Origin of the sequence: Flagellimonas marina (assembly GCF_042651185.1) — a bacterium.
Lineage (GTDB): Bacteria > Bacteroidota > Bacteroidia > Flavobacteriales > Flavobacteriaceae > Flagellimonas > Flagellimonas marina.
Window position 1 is genome coordinate 158,208 of the sequence record NZ_JBHSCL010000004.1, and the last position, 19,209, is coordinate 177,416.

A 19,209-nucleotide genomic window follows, 5' to 3' on the forward strand; every position below is an offset into this window, starting at 1 on the left:
AAATTATCGAATCACTTTTTTTAATACCCCAAGCACACCTCTAATAAAGGTTGCGCTGGTGAGCACCTTGACCACGGGGTTCATTCGGGTGCTTCTTCTTGTGGATGTTGATCTTCGGGAGGAGGTATGTTCTTTCTCCTTTTCAGCTTCTTTCTCAGCCTTTTCAATTTTTTCATTAAGGATTTCGTAGGCACTTTCCCGGTCGATATCTTCATTGTATTTTTTGATCAACTTCGATTTTCCCAGGGTTTCTTTAAGCTCTGCTTCGGAAAGGATGTCCATTCGGCTCATAGGTGCTCGCATCATGGTGGCGGCCAGCGGAGTGGGCCGTCCTTTTTCATCCAATGCAGAAATCAGCGCCTCTCCGGTTCCCAAGGATGTGAGAATTTCAGCCGTATCGTAAAATTCTGTAATGGGATAGTTTTGCGCGGTTAGTTTGATGGCTTTTCGGTCTTTGGCCGTAAATGCTCTAAGGGCATGTTGCACCTTCAATCCCAATTGGGCCAACACGTCATCGGGAACATCGGTTGGGTTTTGAGTCACAAAATAGAGACCGATTCCCTTGGAACGAATAAGTTTTACAATACTTTCAATCTGGTCCAGCAAGGCTTTGGATGCATTGTCAAAAATTAAATGGGCCTCATCAATAAAAAGGACCAATTCAGGTCGCTCACTATCGCCTTGCTCTGGAAAAGTGGCATAAATTTCGGCCAATAAACTCAACATAAAGGTTGAAAAAAGTTTGGGCCGGTCTTGTATGTCCGTCAACCGGATGATGTTCACATACCCTCTTCCATTTTCATCAATCCGAACCAAATCCTCTACATCAAAAGATTTTTCGCCAAAGAAAAGTTCGGCGCCCTGTTGCTCCAGTTCAATGATTTTTCGCAGAATAGTACCCGTTGAGCTGGTGGAAATACGCCCGTAGGCCTTTTGGAACTCTTCTTTGCCCTCTCCAGTGGCATATTGGAGCACTTTTTTGAAATCTTTTAGGTCAAGCAACGGAAGTTTGTTGTCATCGCAATATTTAAAGACAACGGCAACAATGCCTTCTTGCGTAACAGAAAGGTCTAGGATTCGCGATAACAATACAGGGCCAAATTCAGAGACGGTGGCCCTTAGGCGTACCCCATCTTGTTCTGAAAGTGACAAAATCTCCACCGGAAAACCTTTGGCTTCAAAAGGGAGTCCTATTTTTTCATGCCGTTCATCAATTTTTGGGTGGCCTGGACTGGGTTGGGCAATCCCGCTAAGGTCGCCTTTAAGGTCCATCAACAGTACCGGAATTCCCTTTTCCGATAGATTTTCGGCCAAAACCTGAAGGGTCTTGGTCTTTCCGGTTCCCGTGGCACCCGCAATCAAGCCATGCCGATTTAGGGTTTTTAGGGGAACCTTCACGTAGGCATTGGTTATGGTCTCACCATCCAACATACCGGCACCCATAACAATAAAGTCACCTTTGGTGGTGTAGCCTTGTTCTATGTGTTCAAAGAATTTTTCTTTGTTGCCCATCCCATTCAATTTCCGATAAAAATAGGGTAATTTTAAGCAAATCTAAAAAACCCTGTCATGAAACCTTTTCAATTTATTTTACTAGTTGCTTTCATTTTGGGAACAACAGTGTCCATCCATGCCCAAGACGAAACCGAGCTTATTTTTCATAAATCGCACGAGGCCAAAAAGCAGGGCGCTCCCTTTAGTGATGCCGTTCAAGCTGGGAATTTGTTTTTTTTGGCTGGGCAAATAGGAATGGACCACACCACCCGGACTTTGGTTGAAGGCGGTATTGAAGCAGAAACTGAACAGGCGATAAAAAACATTCAAGAAGTGCTGAAACAGCACGATATGGATTTGGGGAATGTGGTAAAGTGCACGGTAATTTTAAGTACTATGGACGATTTTGCCAGCTTCAATAAAATCTACACCCAATATTTTACCCAAAAACCCGCCCGAACCACTTTTGCCGCCAGTGGGTTGGCAAGGAATGCGAAAGTTGAGATTGAGGCTTTGGCCGTAAAGTAATTGGCTATGCCTATCGAGTATTATAACACATTTGACTGGTATAGTTGGAACCTTTGGCTTACTTTGTCATCTTAGGCAGAGAACCAAGGAAAGAATGGGGAAAACAAAACAAATTCATGATTTGATCCACAGGGCAATACGGCCCAAACTATGTGGTTTTTTGTTTTTCTTATGGTTGATGGGTACTTCTGCCCAAAATAATAGTGCTCCGGAGGTCATGGCAAACGGTGATCAAATCTACTGCCCGCAGACTACTGTGCCAGTGGCCACATCATTCAACATCATAGATGTGGATGACACGGAAGTTGAATCTTTTCACATTCAAATTTCTACGGGTTACGAAAGAGGAGAGGACGTACTCCGATTGGAAAACAATCATCCAATGGTAACCACAACATGGAACAGTTTAGAGGGTAAAATGACCTTTAAAGGTCCATTGGGAGGTCCGGTTGCTTATACCGATTTAATAGTGGCGGTCAATGATGTAGTTTTTGAAAGTACATCAGAATCACCGGCTGAGGAAAAGTTTTTCTCTTTTACCATTGGAAGTGCCAATTACTTACCGGAAACGCAACATTATTACGAGTATGTCCCCAATCTTGGAATTCGTTGGGATGATGCAAGAATAGCCGCCGAGAACAGAACCTTTTTTGGACTACAAGGGTATTTGGCCACCATTACCTCTGAGGCTGAGGCTCAGCTTACAGGTGAACAAGCTGCTGGAACGGGATGGATAGGTGGGTCGGACGAGCAGGCTGAAGGAACATGGAAATGGGTCACGGGTCCTGAAGCAGGACTTATATTTTGGAATGGAAATGTTACGGGTAGTAGCCCAAACTTTGCCTTTTGGAACAACCAAGAACCGAACAACTTGAACGGTGAAACGGGTTCGGGGGAAGATTATGCCCATATAACCGCTCCGGGGGTGGGCATTGCAGGGTCTTGGAATGATTTGCCCATGGAGGGTAATTCAACAGGCGACTATCAGCCCAAAGGGTACATTGTGGAATATGGTGGACTGCCTGGAGATCCTATTTTGACATTATCTGCCAGTACCAAATTAACCACACCCAAAATTTCGCAAGTTTCTTCTGGTAGCATTTGCGGCCCCGGAATGGTTACTTTGGAAGCCCAATCAACGCTTGGAGATGTGGTTTGGTTTGATGTGGCAACGGGAGGAACCCCTTTATTCACTGGAAGTACTTTTCAAACACCTTCGCTGACCAATACCACTACTTTTTATGCCATGGCATCCTATAATGGTTGCCTTACAGGTGAGCGAATTGAGGTTGAGGCCGAGGTAAAGCTTCAGCCGCTGATCAATGACGGATTTACCATTTCCAACTGTGACGAAGATGGTGTAATGGATGGATTCACTGATTTTGATTTGACCCAATATCTGTACCTCATCAATTTGGATAATGCCGACTTGGACATCACTTTTTACTTGACTGAAAGTGATGCTGAGAACCAAGTGAATGAACAATCTGCAACTTTGTTCAATAACAGCGTTGCCAACGAACTTTATTTTAGAGCGGAGGGCAGTGGCGTGTATTGCCATTCCATTGGTAGACTCTTCTTGAATGTGACCACAACATCCTTTCCGCAAGATTACCTCTACGAGCTTTCAACATGTGATCAAGATACCGCTGATGGAGTTTCTGTCTTTGATCTGAATGAAGCGGAAACCGATCTATTGGCCCAATTTCCAAGTGGACAAAATCTATCCGTTTCTTTTTATCAAAATGAAGATGATGCGTTTTTGAAACGGAACAGTATTGAAAATGCCACGGCTTACAATAATAGGCAAGCGTATTCTGAACTGCTTTATGTGCGGATTGAGGATGAACCATCGGGGACTTGCTATGGTGTTGGCCCACATTTGTTGCTTACAGTATATCCCATTCCGTCTTTTGAGGTGGAAGAGAAATATGTTTTTTGTAGTGGTGATGAAGTTCAGGTTACGCCCATCAACACTGATGGAAACTACCAGTACATTTGGTACAATGCCCAGAACGAAGTAATTGGGAATGATATGCAGATTAACATTTCGGAAGTAGGTACTTTCGGTGTGGAAGCAGTTTCGATAAATGGCTGCCGTTCGGAAAAAATAGGGTTTGAAGTGGGGGAGTCCGGACCTCCGATGCTATCCCCAGAATTTGTAAAGGTTGATAATGTTGGTGAAACGGGAACAATAACCATAATGCATGCGAATGGCGAACTTGGTCTTGGAGATTATGAATTTTCTTTGGATGATCCTTTTGGACCCAAACAAGATGAAGGTTTTTTCAGGGATGTGGAACCAGGAACCCATACCCTTTACGCTCGGGATAAAAATGGTTGTGGAATAGACCAAATGAAGGTTGGCGTAATAGGGGTTTCCAAGTTTTTTACACCTAACAATGATGGCATAAACGATGAAGTAAAGGTATTGGGGATTACAGGTGAATTTTATCGGGAAGGCAACTTTTTGGTCTACGACCGTTATGGGAAACTGCTGGCACAAAGAAATCCCATGCTGGCAGGTTGGAATGGTCTTTACAATGGCAGCCCCTTACCGCCTTCAGATTATTGGTATGTCCTTGAGTTGGTCGATTTTGATGGAACTTTTTATTACAAAAAAGGACACTTCACACTAAAGCAATAATAAAAACATAAGAAGGCTAAAATATCTAAGTCTTTTCTTTCGCACCCATGATAACCAACCATAGGCAGGTTCCAATTTCACCAATGCTGGCAGGAATGGTCATGTAATCTGAAATTATATAGGTGGAATAATCGGGCAACGCCACTCTTCCCAAAAAATCCAAATAGTAGCCCACACTACCAACCATTAAAAACAGCCCCAATATTTTGGGCAGAAAACCGGATTTAAAAACCAAATATCCGAAAGGGAAAAGCCATAAGGCCCAAAAGTTTTGGCCAATAAGGTTGCCCTTGTTGAATTGTCTTAAGTAGAACATCACCTGTTCCGCAATGGGCCAAGTTCCTTCTCCAACCCCATCGATCAGCGATAAAACCGCAAACTTGTTCAAGAGTATGCTAAAAAAGATAGGAACCGTGGGTAATGCTAGGGTTACCATGGCTACGGCAAAAGATCTATTTACGGTGTGCAGTAATTTGTATAACACCGGGAGCAATAATAGAAAAGCCGTAAAACTGATGGATTCTGATACTATGCCCAATCGGAAAAGTCTTTCGGAGGCTACGATGTTATCAAGCGTTTGTTGGGGGTTGTCCCATACAAAAAGTTGGGACGGAACGTAAAGTAGGGAGAAAATTCCGCAAAGAACCACGGTGAGGTATAGGAATCCGGCTAGACGGGCTGTAGATTTATTGGTATTCATGTGGAAGTTTTTTGTAAGACGATAGAAGAAAAGGTTTGTTACAGCCAATGATTATTTTATAGGAAATAAGTACACTAAGGAATCTTATCTTTGCACCATGGTAAAAGACAATGTTATGGATTTGGTGGACAAGGGCTTGATGCTTCCTTTAATGGAGGAGTTCTACACCATTCAAGGAGAAGGATATCATAAGGGAACCGCAGCTTATTTTATTAGAGTGGGCGGTTGTGATGTGGGGTGCCATTGGTGTGATGTAAAGGAAAGTTGGAACGCAGAGACACATCCACCCACTGCGATTGAAAGTATTGTTGAAAATGCCGCGAAATACTCCGATACCATTGTAATAACCGGGGGAGAACCACTTACTTGGGATATGGCCCCGTTGACTTCTGGCCTAAAGGCCAAAGATTTGCAGATTCATATTGAAACCTCAGGAGCGTATCCGTTGACGGGAACTTGGGATTGGATTTGTCTTTCCCCCAAAAAGAACAAACTCCCCGTAGGAGACATTTATCAAAAAGCACATGAACTGAAGGTAATCGTCTTTAACAAACACGACTTTATTTTTGCCGAGGAGCAAGCAGCCAAAGTGGGTAAGGACTGTATTCTATATTTACAGCCTGAATGGAGTGTCCGTGATAAAATGGTTCCTCTGATAGTAGATTACGTAATGAAACACCCCAAGTGGAAAGTTTCCTTGCAGACGCATAAATACTTGAATATCCCGTAGCACTTTGCTAACGACCACCATTGCTCTGAAGGTCCAGCAAACATTCCTCGTCTAAATCAGGGATTGCTGCCAACCCTTTTGAAGCATTGCTTTGCATCATTTTCAGCATGGACCGCCCAAACTGTAGTTCGGCCCGCATAAGGCAGCCTTCGGTTGTGCAATGACTTTCCGCCTCTTGATCTTCATGGTCATTGATTGCCGGGGTACCCAAGTCCACAAGACCCATCAAATGGCCCAATTCGTGGTTCAGGGTGGCTGCTTCAACATCGGAAACGGTTACAAAAGAGCTATTTCCCACCAAATCCCTTATCGTTGATTCATAGATGATCATGGATGTATTTTGATATACAGCTCCTAATGTAACCGCCTCTGCGCCTTCGTCATCAGACTCGGTAGGGGCATCGGCAAAATAAATGTACAGGGCCAATGTGGACCCATTGTTATAAACAGTTCGGTTTTCATCTTCCAATTCTACCACTTCATTTAGGGTCAAGGATTCTTCATTTGGAGAGGGAAGCTGCTTATAGGTGAACGTAATATCTTCCTTAAAGGTTCTTGCCAATAAAAACTCCTCAAAAATTGTAATGGCTTCAGTAGCAGGGCGGAACCCTTCCACGTAGGCTATTTCTATCAACAAATTATCATAGTTGGAATTGGCCAGTAAGTCTGCTGCCGATGCCCCGGTACCTAAAAGGTTCGCAGACTTATCTATTTGGACATTCTCATTGGGAAGAAGGTCTGAATCTTTGGAACAGCCAATAAAAATTGCAATGACTATCAGGGTGTAAAGGACAATTTTCTTTTTCATAATAATTGATATTACTTCAAACGTTCCATAACTGGAACTAGTATTGTCTTTTTGTCAATTTGGCCAAGTAATCAAAATGTTCACCGGAATGAACCAATTCACAATTTAGATTATTGGCTTCACAGGCATTTTGTAACGTATGGAAGTCCACATAAAGCCAATCAAATGGCTCTCCTTTCTCATTTTTATATTCCATGGTGAAAGTGACCTCACCATAATAGGTGCCCGTATCCGGAATCCAATATCCGCCATCTTCATCTTGTTCAAACATGTAGATGATGTCACTGGAATCCATCACAATCTGTCCGTTGGGCCTCAATAATGAGGCCAAATGCTGTAAAAAATGGTCCAAATTGGTCAGTGACCCTGCCAAGCCTATACCATTCATCAAGAGCAACAAGGTATCAAATCTTTCTTTATCATAACTCAGAATGGAGCTGTTTACCAAAGATTTAACTCCTCTTTCCCTACATACGGAAATAGCTCCGGATGAGCTGTCCAATCCCGTAACATCAAATCCTTTGTCTTGAAGATAAAGCGAATGATTGCCTGCCCCACAGCCAATATCAAGCACTTTTCCCCGGGCCAGTTTTAACGCTTTCTGCTCCAATTTGGGCATTTCGGAAAAATTGCGAAACAAATAGGGAAGTGGGATTACATCTTCCTCATCCAAGGATGAGTAGGTTTTAATGTCTTCCGAATAGTTACCATGCTGATAATCCAGCAGAGCCCTACCAAAAATGTCTCCCATAATTCTGATAATAAACAACGACAAAGGTGTGACTTTAATCGCAGACTAAGGTTTAATTGGAATCTCTTTTTTATGTTTGTCCAGTATGGATTTAGAATTGGAACAATTGCCCCAAAAGGCGAGAGAGAAACATGCGGAGAACAAAAAGTTCTTTTCGAAGCTTAAAAAGCGACCGCCCAAGGATTTGGATTACACCATGCAGGAACTACACCATGCCGAGTTTCAACGAACCGATTGCCTTACCTGCGCCAATTGTTGCAAAACCACTGGACCATTGTTCACCAATGCTGATATTGAGCGAATAGCCAAATATTTTAAGGTGAAACCCTCCGAATTTGTAGACCGTTACCTGAGGGTTGACGAAGAGAACGACTATGTGTTGCAGGAGGTGCCCTGTACGTTTTTGGGAGCAGATAACTATTGTTCCATTTATGAAGTGCGGCCCAAAGCTTGCCGTGAATTTCCACATACGGACCGAAAAAAATTTCAACAGATCAGTAATCTTACCCTTAAAAATGTCGCTATATGCCCAGCGGCCTTCAACATTGTAGAAGAGATGAAAAAGCGCATAAAGATGTGATGATTTCTTATATTTGATGCTATGGAACAGGTCATTGCCTACTTTGAAACCATTCCCTCCTGGCACCGAAGTCTTATCTTGGTGGGTGGAATCACCTTCTTTTGGATTTTGGAAGGAATAATGCCACTTTTTAGCGTTCCGTACAAAAAATGGAGGCATTCCGTCCCCAATTTTTTCTTTACACTGACCACGATCATTGTCAATTTTCCGTTGGCTTTTTTACTGTTGAAAACCTCTGATTGGGCCATGGAAAATCAATTTGGAATTATCAATTGGCTGCCCGAAATGCCCTTGTGGCTTTATGTACTGCTTGGGGTAATGTTTTTGGATTTAATCGGGGCTTATACAGCGCATTGGGTGGAACATAAAGTAAAGCCACTGTGGATGGTACATTTGGTGCATCATTCCGATCATAATGTAGATACAACTACCGCCAATAGGCACCATCCCTTGGAAAGTCTGATTCGGTATACGTTTACGCTGGTAGGCGTTTTTATTGTGGGCGCGCCCATTGGGGTCATTATGTTGTACCAAAGTTTGTCCGTGGTGCTTTCCCAGTTCAACCACGCCAACATACGGTTGCCCAAAAAAGTGGATAATGCCATTAGTTGGGTTATTGTTAGCCCAGATATGCACAAAGTGCACCATCATTATAAACTGCCCTATACTGATTCCAACTATGGGAATATTTTTGCCATTTGGGACCGACTTTTCGGTACGTATATGACTTTAGATGTAGACAAGATTGTTTATGGGGTGGATACCTTTCCCGATGAAAAGGAGAACAGTAGCATAAAAGGATTGCTAAAACAGCCTTTTCATAAGTACCGCAGGCCGACTACCGAAGGCTAGCCGTCATTCAGAGATGCGATGCTTTCCTTTGGTTGAGAAATCTTTGCTTTCCAAGACATCTCGACTGCGCTCGATGTGACAACTAGAAAATTCGAGTGTATTCGCGCAATTCGTGTCAAACTTAAGATTAGCTCTCACATATGACTGAGATGCTGAAACACCATGCCTGTCGGCAGGCAGGAGTTCAGCATGACGTTATTAATTATAGATTAAATACTTCTCCCGAATTTTTTTAAAAGCTTCCAAGTCCTCTTGCCAGGTGGCTTTTATTTCTTCTTCGGAAAATCCATCTTCAATCTGTTGCTGTAAAAGAGCTGTGCCGGCATGCTTGGTAAATCCACTTGTAAGGAAGAATTTGGATTTGTCCAAAGTGTTTTCATACGCATCCATCACCCATTGCAGGGAGACCTCATGCATCGTTGAAGATTTTGATAAGTCTTTTCCAAAACACGTTTTTCCCTCTTCTTTGGGGCTTTTCGACCCAAAATTGGGTTCGGGAACGTAGCTGAAATCATATTCGGTACTGTCCATAAATGAGGCTCCATACCGCTGAAATTGGTATTCTGTTCCTCTACCGGCATTTACGTTGGTGCCTTCAAACAGACCCAGACTAGGATAAAGCGTTATGGAAACATCGTTGGGTAGATTGGGTGAGGGACGAATGGGTAAATGATATTCAGAATCGTGGGTGTAGTTTTCCAATTGAACCACGGTCAAATCCACTTTTTGTCCATTTTCTAGCCACCCTTCACCATTAAGTAGTTGTGCATATTCCCCAATCGTCATGCCATACACCAGAGGAATTGTGGTCAACCCCAAAAAACTGGTATGCTCCTTTTCCATGGTTGGGCCATCCACATAATGACCGTTGGGATTGGGTCGGTCCAGTACAATTACAGGTGTGTTGTGCGCTGCACAAGCTTCCATTACCAATTGCAGTGTGGCAATATAGGTGTAAAAACGAACCCCTACATCCTGGATGTCAAAAACAACCACATCCAGTCCATCCAATTGTTCTTGGGAAGGTTTCCGGTTTTTACCATAGAGCGAAATGATGGGGAGTCCGGTTTGCGAATCCACCCCATCCTTCACATGCTCGCCTGCATCCGCCTGACCACGGAATCCGTGTTCGGGGGCAAAGACTTTTTTCACATCAACCTTTAGGGAAACCAAAGAATCCACTAAATGGGTGTAACCTCCATCATGAAAAATCACGCTTGTTGGGTTGGCTACGATGCCCACCTTCTTTCCTTTTAGAAGTGGGAGATAACTTTCAGTTCTATTGGCGGCTACTTTAATTTCTACGATAGAATCCTTAGAAACTTCCGCTGATGAAGATTCAGTTTCTTTTTGTTGTCCCATGCACGAAGAAAACACCAAAACCAACAATAAAACTGTACTTTTGAAAAGAGATAAAATGGGCATCCGTTGAATTTAGAATTGTTTATTGCCAAACGCCTGATTACAGGGAAGGAGCATAAAATTAGTATTTCTGCCCCTATAATAAAAATTGCCATTGCCGCAATCGCCATTGGTGTGGTCATGATGCTGATTGCCATAGCCACTGGGGTGGGACTTAAGCGTAAAATTCGTGAAAAAGTGTCAGCGTTCAACGGGCACATCCAAATTTCCAATTACGATAACAACACATCCGATGTCTCCATATCTCCGATTGACCTCAATCAAGAGTTTTATCCGGAGTTCACCAATGTAGATGGGGTAAAGCACGTTCAGGCGGTGGCCACAAAAGGTGGAATCATCCGAACGGAAGACACTTTTGAAGGCATTTTGGCCAAAGGGGTGGGCAAGGATTATGACTGGTCAGCTTTTGCTGAGTATCTTGTTGAGGGACGGCTACCGGATTACTCAGGCAAGCTTAATGAAGAAGTATTGCTATCCCAAATGATGGCCAATCGGCTACAATTGAGTGTGGGGGACACTTTTTTTTCCTTTTTTCTGAAGGATGGGGATGCTAACAGACCACCCAACACCCGAAGATTTACCATTGTAGGCATTTACGATAGTGGTTTCGAGGAGTTGGATGCCACTTACGTTTTTGTGGATATCCGCCACATTCAACGGATGAACCAATGGGATGAGGATGAAGTGGGTAGTTTTGAAGTCTTTTTGAATGATTTTGATCAGCTGGAAGAAAAAAGTAACGAAATCTACGGGAAAACGGTCTCCAGTTTGGATGCGCAGAACATCAAAACCAAATACTATCGCATTTTTGAATGGATCGGATTGTTCGACTTCAACATAGCATTGATCATTGGGATAATGATTATTGTTGGTGGTATTAACATGATCACAGCACTCTTGGTGCTGATTTTGGAACGAACCCAAATGATCGGCATCCTAAAAGCATTGGGCTCGGCCAATTGGAGCATTCGAAAGGTGTTTTTGTACAATGCGACCTATTTGATTGCTATTGGTTTGTTGTGGGGGAATGCCTTGGGATTGGGGCTTCTATTTGTACAGGACAGGTATCGCTTGTTCAAGTTTCCCAATCCGGAGGAATACTATATTGATTACATTCCGGTCTATTTGGATGTACCTACCGTGGTTATTCTAAATTTAGGTGTAATGCTGTTATGCTTGTTGATGCTTTTGGTTCCCTCGTACATCATTACCAAAATCACCCCTGTAAAAGCCATCAAGTTCGAGTAAGGATTTTAAAAGCCAGTGCACTAAACAAAGAGTTTTAACCTCTATTGAACTCAATTTAACATCCATAAAAGGTATATTTATGGCAATGGAATATGCAGAAAACATTTTAGGGACCATTGGGAATACTCCTTTGGTAAAACTGAATAAACTAACGTCAGAACTACCTTGTTTGGTCTTAGCCAAATACGAGACGTTTAACCCAGGTAACTCGGTGAAGGACCGCATGGCCCTCCAGATGGTGGAAGACGCAGAGGCAGAAGGAATCTTACAACCCGGGGGGACCATTATAGAGGGAACTTCGGGTAATACGGGAATGGGTCTGGCCTTGGCCGCTGTCATTAAAGGCTATAAAATGATTTGTGTGATCAGTGACAAACAATCCAAGGAGAAAATGGACATTCTCAAAGCCATGGGGAGCGAAGTTCATATTTGTCCAACCGATGTTGCTCCAGATGACCCACGAAGTTATTATTCAACTGCAAAGCGATTGTCCACTGAAATTCCCAATTCGTGGTACGTGAACCAATATGACAACCCGGGGAACGCAAAAGCCCACTATTTGAGTACTGGCCCAGAAATTTGGAATCAAACGGATGGAAAGATCACTCATTTTGTAGTGGGAGTAGGCACGGGAGGAACTATATCTGGAGTAGGTAAATATCTCAAAGAGAAGAATCCCAGCATTAAGGTTTGGGGCGTTGATACCTATGGTTCTGTTTTCAAAAAATACCATGAAACTGGAATTTTTGATGAAAATGAGATTTATCCATACATCACCGAAGGTATTGGAGAGGACATTTTACCCAAAAATGTAGATTTTGACATCATCGATGGCTTCACTAAAGTTACCGACAAGGATGCTGCTGTCTATACCCGCCGTTTGGCCCGCGAAGAAGGTATGTTTTTAGGGAATTCTGCAGGGGCGGCCATAAAAGGAGTGCAGCAATTAAAGGAGCATTTCACAAAAGACGATGTGGTGGTGGTACTGTTCCATGATCACGGAAGTCGATATGTCGGTAAAATATTCAATGATGATTGGATGCGGGAGAAAGGGTTTATCGAATAAAATTTGATAAATTGATTCCGAAAACATTGAATGTTTTAAATAGTCAATTCGAGTGAAATTCTGGAAGAATTTTGTATCGAGAATTGACACCTACTACTTTAAATCCATCTAAAAGCAAGATAACTATGCCAGTCAAGTACCTTATTACCGTTCTATCCCTTTTGCTAACCGTTTCAATTACAGCACAGAAACTTTCCAGAACTGAGAAAAATATTGTTGCTTCCATTGAAAAGAACAATGCGGAGGCCATCGATTTTTTGAAGAAAGTAGTAAATATTAATAGTGGAACGTTGAACGCCAAAGGGGTTAAGGAAGTTGGAATGGTTTTCAAGGATGCTTTCGATGCTATTGGTTTCGAGACCAAATGGATAGAAATGCCACCAGAGATGGGCCGAGCGGGTCATCTTTTTGCAGAAACTTCAGGCACCAAAGGAAAAAAACTATTGCTCATCGGGCATTTGGACACGGTTTTTGAGGAAGACAGTCCTTTCCAAACTTTTGAAATGATCAACGACAGTATCGCGCATGCTCCGGGGGGCAACGATATGAAGGGTGGCGATGTCATTGTTTTGTATGCATTAAAGGCTTTGCAGGAGAATGGATTGTTAAAGGATGCCCAGATTATTGCTGCATTTACAGGGGATGAAGAGAGTACGGGAAAACCTTTATCCATTAGCAGAAAGGATTTGATAGATGCGGCAAAGCGAAGTGATATTGCATTGGGTTTTGAAACATCAACAGGCTTTAATTACGCTACGGTGGCCCGAAGAGGCGCTTCTGGTTGGGAATTGGAAGTTGAGGGCAAACGTGCCCATTCCTCTGGAGTTTTTAGTGAAAATGTGGGAGCAGGTGCCATTTTTGAAATCTCACGTATTCTCCACCAGTTTTATACCGATGTCAAAGGGGAGGACCTTTTAACCTTTAATCCTGGAACCCTATTGGGTGGTACATTTGTGAATTTTGATGCTTCCACGAGCAAAGGCGACGTATTTGGAAAAACCAATGTGGTTGCCCAAAAAGCAATGGTTCGGGGAGGACTCCGATTTATTTCCGAAGAGCAAAAAGAACGTGCACGGGCAAAAATGCGTGAAATTGTGGCTCAAAACTTGCCCATGACCTCCGCGACCATAAGTTTCACCGATAGCTACCCGGCCATGCAACCCACTGAGGGCAACATGAAATTACTGGAAACCCTGAACCAAGTAAGCTTGGATTTAAAGCAAGGCGAAGTATTGGCATATGACCCAGGAAAAAGAGGAGCTGCCGATGTGTCCTTTGTGGCGCAATATGTGGATGGTTTGGACGGATTGGGAACCATGGGCTCCAACGCCCACACTCCAGAAGAAACCGTTAATCTAAACACCATTGAAGCCTTGACCAAACGTACTGCTATCTTGATCTATAGATTGATAAATACCAAATCATGATAGAACTAAAAAGTAAACATGCCACAGTTGGTATTGATGCCGGGGAGTTAGTGAGTTTTGTGGTCGATGGTCACGAGTTTATCCACCAAAAAGGGAGTCCCGGTTGGCGTAGTTCCGATACGGAAATGTTTCCCATAATTGGCCCTACCAATGAAGCGGATTTCCGAGTTGAGGTTCCCAAAGGTGAAGCCATTCAAGATCAGCACGGATTGTTGCGTGAAATGGAATATGAATTACAATCCCAAACCGGGGATTCCGCGGCATTTGTAAAACAATATCAGGCGGAAACCCCCATTAAGAATTCAAAATTCCCAGATAAATCTTCAGAGTCAGATTTAATTTGGCCCTATAATTTCAGGTTTGAAAAGTCATTTTCGCTACAAGATAAAACCCTGGAAATAACATTTACCATTTCTGGCGAAAAGGGTATGCCTTTTATGTTGGGTTACCATCCTGCCTTTAAACTTCATTCTAATGACCCGACCATAACTGCAAATCAAAAGGAAATTTCGTTAGATGAGGTATTGGCTGTGGGGAGCCGCGCGTTGCAGGTTCAAAACTGTACTTCCATCACACTAAAAGATGCCAAGGAGATTACCATAAAAACCGAAGGTTTTAGTCATTTTATGTGCTGGACCGAGGTGAGGAACATGGTTTGCATCGAGCCCATTTCGTTTTATCCCTATACAGTGAATCAGGAAGATTTGCACCTTGGTTTTCAGAAATTAGGGGGTGAAAAAGCTATTTACAAAGTATTGTTTATCGTTTTTTGAAAAAAAATAAACAAAAAAACCATTTTTTATAGCTTTGGTAAACTTTTTCTTACTAAATTAGAAATAGGAAAGCAGTATCGTTCAGTCGGTTTTGTTTTTCAACGCACGTTTCAAAGGAAACAATACGAATTCTCAACCAAGGATTCCGGTGTCGGGGCTACATAACCAAAACCATTCCTATTATGGAAATCATACTCCTTTATAGTATAGTAGTTGGCTTGATTGTGGTCTTTTGGATAGCCTTTGTGGTGCGGATGTACCGAAAAATGAAAGGGCTATAGCACAAAAGACTCCAATTTGGGCAATAGGGATTCCACAATGCGTTGGGCTTCCAAGGTATTTTTTTGCGGAATGATGAAAGATTCAATGTCCTCCAAAGAGGAAACTTCCATTTCTTGGTCGATGAAACCATACCCCTTGTAAACCCCTTCAGAAATGAGCACAACGGCCTGTTCATTGGAGTTTCTTCCTTTTTCGCGAATGATTCGCACTTCAGATTCCAAGGATTTCATGGCGGAGATGGCCGTTTTTACCTTTTCATTGTAACTTTCTGCAGATTCCTCTGATTTGCAAATTCCTTCACAGGTTGTAATTCTGTGGTGGGAACAGGCTGCATTGGTCTGCTGCAGATGGCAATATTTGGGGCATAGTGCAAAATTTTTGCATATTTCTTCCAGATATGCCCTGCAATCCGTTTGGTTATAAAACACCTTTAGTGGATTGGGAATTCCTTTTAGGGTATTGAACGCCAAATGCCGAATTCCGTTTCTGTCCTCATACTCAAAAATGGCGTATTGTTTCAATGTTCGTTTTTGGGCACGATTGTAAGGAGGAAATAGTCTTTTAATTTCAGCGGATTCCATCAAAAGGGCTACCAACTCACTACCCGAAAGCTTAAAATCAATATCAGCGGTTTCGCTGCATAGTTGTGTTTCTTTGACGCTCTTGTCATAAAAATGACCCAACACCCTTTTTTTCAGATTGATGGCCTTGCCCACATAAATGATATCCCCCCGTTGATTTTTAAAATAATAGATACCGGGTTTAGGCGGAATTTTATCAAAAACCGATTTGGGCAAATGTGGAGGTAAAGTGGCCTCTTGACTTCGGGCATTCAAAAACTTTTGAAAAATGGGCTCTCCATTCGGCGTGTTCAACAATTTTTGAAAAAGCAGGGTTGTGGCATGGGCATCTCCATGGGCGCGGTGTCTATCCGTCAACGGAATTTGTACTGCTGAGCAGAGTTTGCCCAGACTGTAAGAGTGCAATCCAGGAATCAACTTTCGGGAGAGACGAACGGTACACAGCTTTTTTCGGGTATAATCGATACCGATTTGGCGAAACTCCTCCTTGATGACGCCATAATCAAAATTCACGGCATGGGCCACAAAGACACATCCCTCAGTAATGTCTTGGATGGATTGCGAAATCTCCTGGAAAGTTGGAGCGTCCTTCACCATATTGTCATCAATGCCGGTAAGTCCGGTGATAAAATAAGGAATGGGGCATTGTGGATTCACCAAAGAGGTGAACTCGTCGACAATTTGGTCACCATCATACTTAAAAATGGCAATTTCGGTGATTTTGTTCCCCTTAATCCCATTTCCAGTGGTCTCTATGTCGATAATAGTGTACAAGCTTCCAAAAAAGTTCAGGGCATTAAAGTTAGAACTTTTTCGAAGCACATCATAGTGTAAGGCCAGGTTACCCTTGGTTATTGTTTTCTTGTCGGGCCCGGTTCATTTCTTCTTGGATTTCAGATTGTCTTCTACGAACGGGCTGTACAGATTGTTTGCCAAATCGCCATGAAACGGAAAGGGTGGCATAGCGTGTATCGCGATAGCTAGTGAACGTATCATCCAAGTTCCCAAACCGTGTTCTACCCGTAGGGTACTGGTTCCAGAAGATATCGTTGACATTGAACCTCAGTGTCATGGAATCGTTGAACAGATTTTTTTGAAGTCCCAATGAAAAGGACGATATAGTTTGCGCTTTGGTAATGGTAGCATAGTGCGGGAACAGATAAAATGCTCCGGCCTGGAGTCGGTATCCCTTGCCCAAACCAAAGCTGTGGTTGGTATTGAGGCTGACCACAGGATTGTTGCGGTCAAAATCAAACCCATTGATTTCTCCATCAAAATCGTTGAGTGAGGCGTTCAGGTTCCAGTTGCTCTGCCACCAATTACTGAATTTGATGGGAAGGCTCGCTACAAAGGAATAGCTCTTTAAGTTGGCAATATTGATGGGTCTTACAATAACAACCTCTTCATCCCCGTCACGTACAATGGCCATGGTAAGAACGTCTTCTGTATACCCTACATTAAATGCAAAATAATAGCGCTGTTTGAAGGTGTAATTAATTTCGCTCACCCATGTGAACTGGGGTTGCAGGTAAGGATTCCCTTCGCGATAGGTATTGGTGTTCACAAAAGTCCGGAAAGGGTTCAGCTGTGCGTAACCAGGTCTATCGATTCGTCTTCCCGCTGATATGCCCAAGGTATGGTTTTCATTCCATGTATAATTGTATGAAGCCGTTGGAAATAGGTTCAAATAATCCTGTTCATTGATGGTGTTGGTAGTTACTTGGTTTCCTGTCACAGAGGTATTTTCAGCCCGTAGCCCAAATTGCGCATTCCATTTTTTACGGTTGAGGTTGTAACTCACATAAGCTGCATAAATATCTTCATCATAGATGAAATGATTGCTCAAATTCGTGTTGGGGGTGGTAACTCCATTATTTTCATTGACATAAACCAAATCGTTATCTGAAGTGACCCAAGTGTTCTTCCAGCCAGCTTCAAATCGATCCCCATTTTTTAGAGTGAGTTCATAATCCAAGGTAAGTCCAGTGAGGTTCAAATAGCCATCGATATCCCCTAAAAGAATATCTTGGGCCGTGGTATTGCTATCAAAAAACTCAAAATTAGAGGTAAACCGTTGGTTGGACCAGTTGCTGTACCTAGCATGGTCAAAATTGAAGTTTAGGATGCTTTTCTCTGTAAAGGTGTGCCTTGCATTAAAATTGGCGGTAAGTTGGTTCCATTCTGAATTGATATTGGTGTCCGTGTTTTCCTCTGAAATGAGTACACGGTCTGTATTGTAACCCAATATATTACTGGTGGATATGTTCTTGTTGCCATTATTGAGTCCGGTGAAGAGCACCCCAAGAGTGGTTTTTTCGCTAGCGGTAAAATCCAAGCCCAGCCTACCTGTATGGGTTTTTAAAGGAAGTTCAAAATCATTTTGAAGGTCGTAATAGCCCATGGGTTGTTCTCCGTCCAAAAACGTTCGATCAATAACAATTTCTTGGTATTGGTTCCGGTCTGTGTAGGAATATTGGCCATACAGGTTGAATTTCTCGGTCCGGTGATTAAAATCGATGGAACTGTTCCACCGAAAATACCGTCCGTACCCAGGACTCAGGGTTAAACTACCATTGGTACCGTACAACTTTCCTTTTTTGGTAACAATGTTGATGATTCCTGCATTGCCCTGTGCTTCATAACGCACGGATGGATTGGTGATGATTTCCACTTTTTCAATGTTGGATGAAGGCAGACTTCGTAATAGATTGGCTAATTGTTCTCCTTGCAGGCGCGTATCCTTTCCGTCTATGTATATACGAACCCCGGTCCGGCCACTAAGGGATATCACATCATCTTGATCAACAATCACCCCAGGTGCTTTCTCCAGAATTTCCATAGTGGAGTTACCGGTATTTACGATGCTATTTTCAATGTTTAGGACAAGTTTATCTTGTTCTTTCTGAATAAAGGGCTTCTGCGCCACCACGGCAACCTCTTGCAGTTCTTGGGTTTGGTCCTCCAAAGGAATGTCTCCCAAATTGGTTGTGGATAAATCCGAAATTACCTTGGTCTTGTATCCCACATACGAAATGGACAAAAAGGATTTGTCAGGTTGTCGTATATCTATGGAGAACAAACCATCAATATCCGTGATGGCACCTTTCACAAGGGTTGAGTCGGATTGACGCATGGCCACGACATTGGCAAATGCAATTGCTTCACCATTGGAATCCACTATTTTACCGTTAAATGTTGTTTGGCTATGGGCTTGGATGACTATTAGAATAAAAAGTAGCCCTAAGAATTTTTTAATCATAAGTTGGTATCAATAAGAACTAAAGCCAACTTAAAAAGTTGGCTTAAGCATAAATCATCAA

16 protein-coding genes are annotated in these 19,209 nt (G+C 42.7%); 9 read left to right on the plus strand and 7 right to left on the minus strand.

The features are described from left to right. Window positions 1-3: 3 nt before the first annotated feature. On the minus strand, window positions 4-1,512 hold the full coding sequence (locus tag ACFOWS_RS04285; protein ID WP_379762726.1) for a helicase HerA-like domain-containing protein: 1,509 nt from the start codon (window positions 1,510-1,512) through the stop codon (window positions 4-6). Window positions 1,513-1,569: 57 nt separating this feature from the next. Here ACFOWS_RS04285 and ACFOWS_RS04290 point away from each other — a divergent pair, with 57 nt between their 5' ends. Both ACFOWS_RS04290 and ACFOWS_RS04295 read left to right on the plus strand, forming a co-directional pair. Beyond that, window positions 1,570-2,022: a Rid family detoxifying hydrolase gene (locus ACFOWS_RS04290; protein WP_379762727.1), complete on the plus strand. Its 453-nt coding sequence runs from the start codon at window positions 1,570-1,572 to the stop codon at window positions 2,020-2,022. A 94-nt stretch (window positions 2,023-2,116) separates the two neighbouring features. Next, complete coding sequence (locus ACFOWS_RS04295) at window positions 2,117-4,669, plus strand: T9SS type B sorting domain-containing protein (protein ID WP_379762728.1); 2,553 nt, start codon at window positions 2,117-2,119, stop codon at window positions 4,667-4,669. Window positions 4,670-4,694: 25 nt separating this feature from the next. Here the strand turns inward: ACFOWS_RS04295 and ACFOWS_RS04300 are convergent, their stop codons facing one another. Continuing rightward, window positions 4,695-5,369 (minus strand): DUF4386 domain-containing protein, encoded by a 675-nt coding sequence (locus ACFOWS_RS04300; RefSeq protein ID WP_379762729.1) that lies wholly within the window; start codon window positions 5,367-5,369, stop codon window positions 4,695-4,697. 97 nt (window positions 5,370-5,466) lie between these two features. Between ACFOWS_RS04300 and ACFOWS_RS04305 the strand changes: the two genes are divergently transcribed. Further along, window positions 5,467-6,099 carry a 7-carboxy-7-deazaguanine synthase QueE gene (locus ACFOWS_RS04305; RefSeq protein WP_379762730.1) on the plus strand — a complete coding sequence of 211 codons (633 nt, stop codon included), beginning with the start codon at window positions 5,467-5,469 and terminating at the stop codon, window positions 6,097-6,099. Window positions 6,100-6,106: 7 nt separating this feature from the next. Here the strand turns inward: ACFOWS_RS04305 and ACFOWS_RS04310 are convergent, their stop codons facing one another. Continuing rightward, window positions 6,107-6,907 (minus strand): hypothetical protein, encoded by an 801-nt coding sequence (locus ACFOWS_RS04310; protein ID WP_379762731.1) that lies wholly within the window; start codon window positions 6,905-6,907, stop codon window positions 6,107-6,109. Window positions 6,908-6,944: 37 nt separating this feature from the next. Beyond that, window positions 6,945-7,658: a class I SAM-dependent methyltransferase gene (locus ACFOWS_RS04315; protein ID WP_379762732.1), complete on the minus strand. Its 714-nt coding sequence runs from the start codon at window positions 7,656-7,658 to the stop codon at window positions 6,945-6,947. 85 nt (window positions 7,659-7,743) lie between these two features. On the opposite strand from ACFOWS_RS04315, the gene ACFOWS_RS04320 reads away from it, so the two are divergent. After that, window positions 7,744-8,238: a YkgJ family cysteine cluster protein gene (locus ACFOWS_RS04320; RefSeq protein ID WP_379762733.1), complete on the plus strand. Its 495-nt coding sequence runs from the start codon at window positions 7,744-7,746 to the stop codon at window positions 8,236-8,238. A gap of 21 nt (window positions 8,239-8,259) precedes the next feature. Beyond that, the gene (locus ACFOWS_RS04325; RefSeq protein ID WP_379762734.1) at window positions 8,260-9,090 is read left to right on the plus strand and encodes a sterol desaturase family protein; all 831 of its coding nucleotides are present in this window, start codon (window positions 8,260-8,262) and stop codon (window positions 9,088-9,090) included. 198 nt (window positions 9,091-9,288) lie between these two features. Here ACFOWS_RS04325 and ACFOWS_RS04330 read toward each other — a convergent pair whose 3' ends face one another. After that, the gene (locus tag ACFOWS_RS04330) at window positions 9,289-10,515 is read right to left on the minus strand and encodes an exo-beta-N-acetylmuramidase NamZ family protein (RefSeq protein WP_379762735.1); all 1,227 of its coding nucleotides are present in this window, start codon (window positions 10,513-10,515) and stop codon (window positions 9,289-9,291) included. Window positions 10,516-10,518: 3 nt separating this feature from the next. Here ACFOWS_RS04330 and ACFOWS_RS04335 point away from each other — a divergent pair, with 3 nt between their 5' ends. The 4 genes from ACFOWS_RS04335 to ACFOWS_RS04350 all read left to right on the plus strand — a co-directional run bounded on the left by ACFOWS_RS04335 (window position 10,519) and on the right by ACFOWS_RS04350 (window position 15,026). Next, entirely contained in the window at window positions 10,519-11,760 is a 1,242-nt protein-coding gene (locus ACFOWS_RS04335; RefSeq protein WP_379762736.1) for an ABC transporter permease, read from the plus strand. An 85-nt stretch (window positions 11,761-11,845) separates the two neighbouring features. Beyond that, window positions 11,846-12,826 (plus strand): PLP-dependent cysteine synthase family protein, encoded by a 981-nt coding sequence (locus ACFOWS_RS04340; protein WP_366590916.1) that lies wholly within the window; start codon window positions 11,846-11,848, stop codon window positions 12,824-12,826. Window positions 12,827-12,951: 125 nt separating this feature from the next. Further along, window positions 12,952-14,253 (plus strand): M20/M25/M40 family metallo-hydrolase, encoded by a 1,302-nt coding sequence (locus ACFOWS_RS04345; protein ID WP_379762738.1) that lies wholly within the window; start codon window positions 12,952-12,954, stop codon window positions 14,251-14,253. Further along, entirely contained in the window at window positions 14,250-15,026 is a 777-nt protein-coding gene (locus tag ACFOWS_RS04350; RefSeq protein ID WP_379762739.1) for an aldose 1-epimerase, read from the plus strand. The genes ACFOWS_RS04345 and ACFOWS_RS04350 overlap by 4 nt, the downstream gene beginning before the upstream one ends. A 275-nt stretch (window positions 15,027-15,301) precedes the next feature. On the opposite strand, the gene ACFOWS_RS04355 is transcribed toward ACFOWS_RS04350, so the two are convergent. Both ACFOWS_RS04355 and ACFOWS_RS04360 read right to left on the minus strand, forming a co-directional pair. Then, complete coding sequence (locus ACFOWS_RS04355) at window positions 15,302-16,663, minus strand: exonuclease domain-containing protein (RefSeq protein WP_379764472.1); 1,362 nt, start codon at window positions 16,661-16,663, stop codon at window positions 15,302-15,304. 67 nt (window positions 16,664-16,730) lie between these two features. Then, complete coding sequence (locus ACFOWS_RS04360; protein ID WP_379762740.1) at window positions 16,731-19,148, minus strand: TonB-dependent receptor domain-containing protein; 2,418 nt, start codon at window positions 19,146-19,148, stop codon at window positions 16,731-16,733. Window positions 19,149-19,209 lie beyond the last annotated feature (61 nt).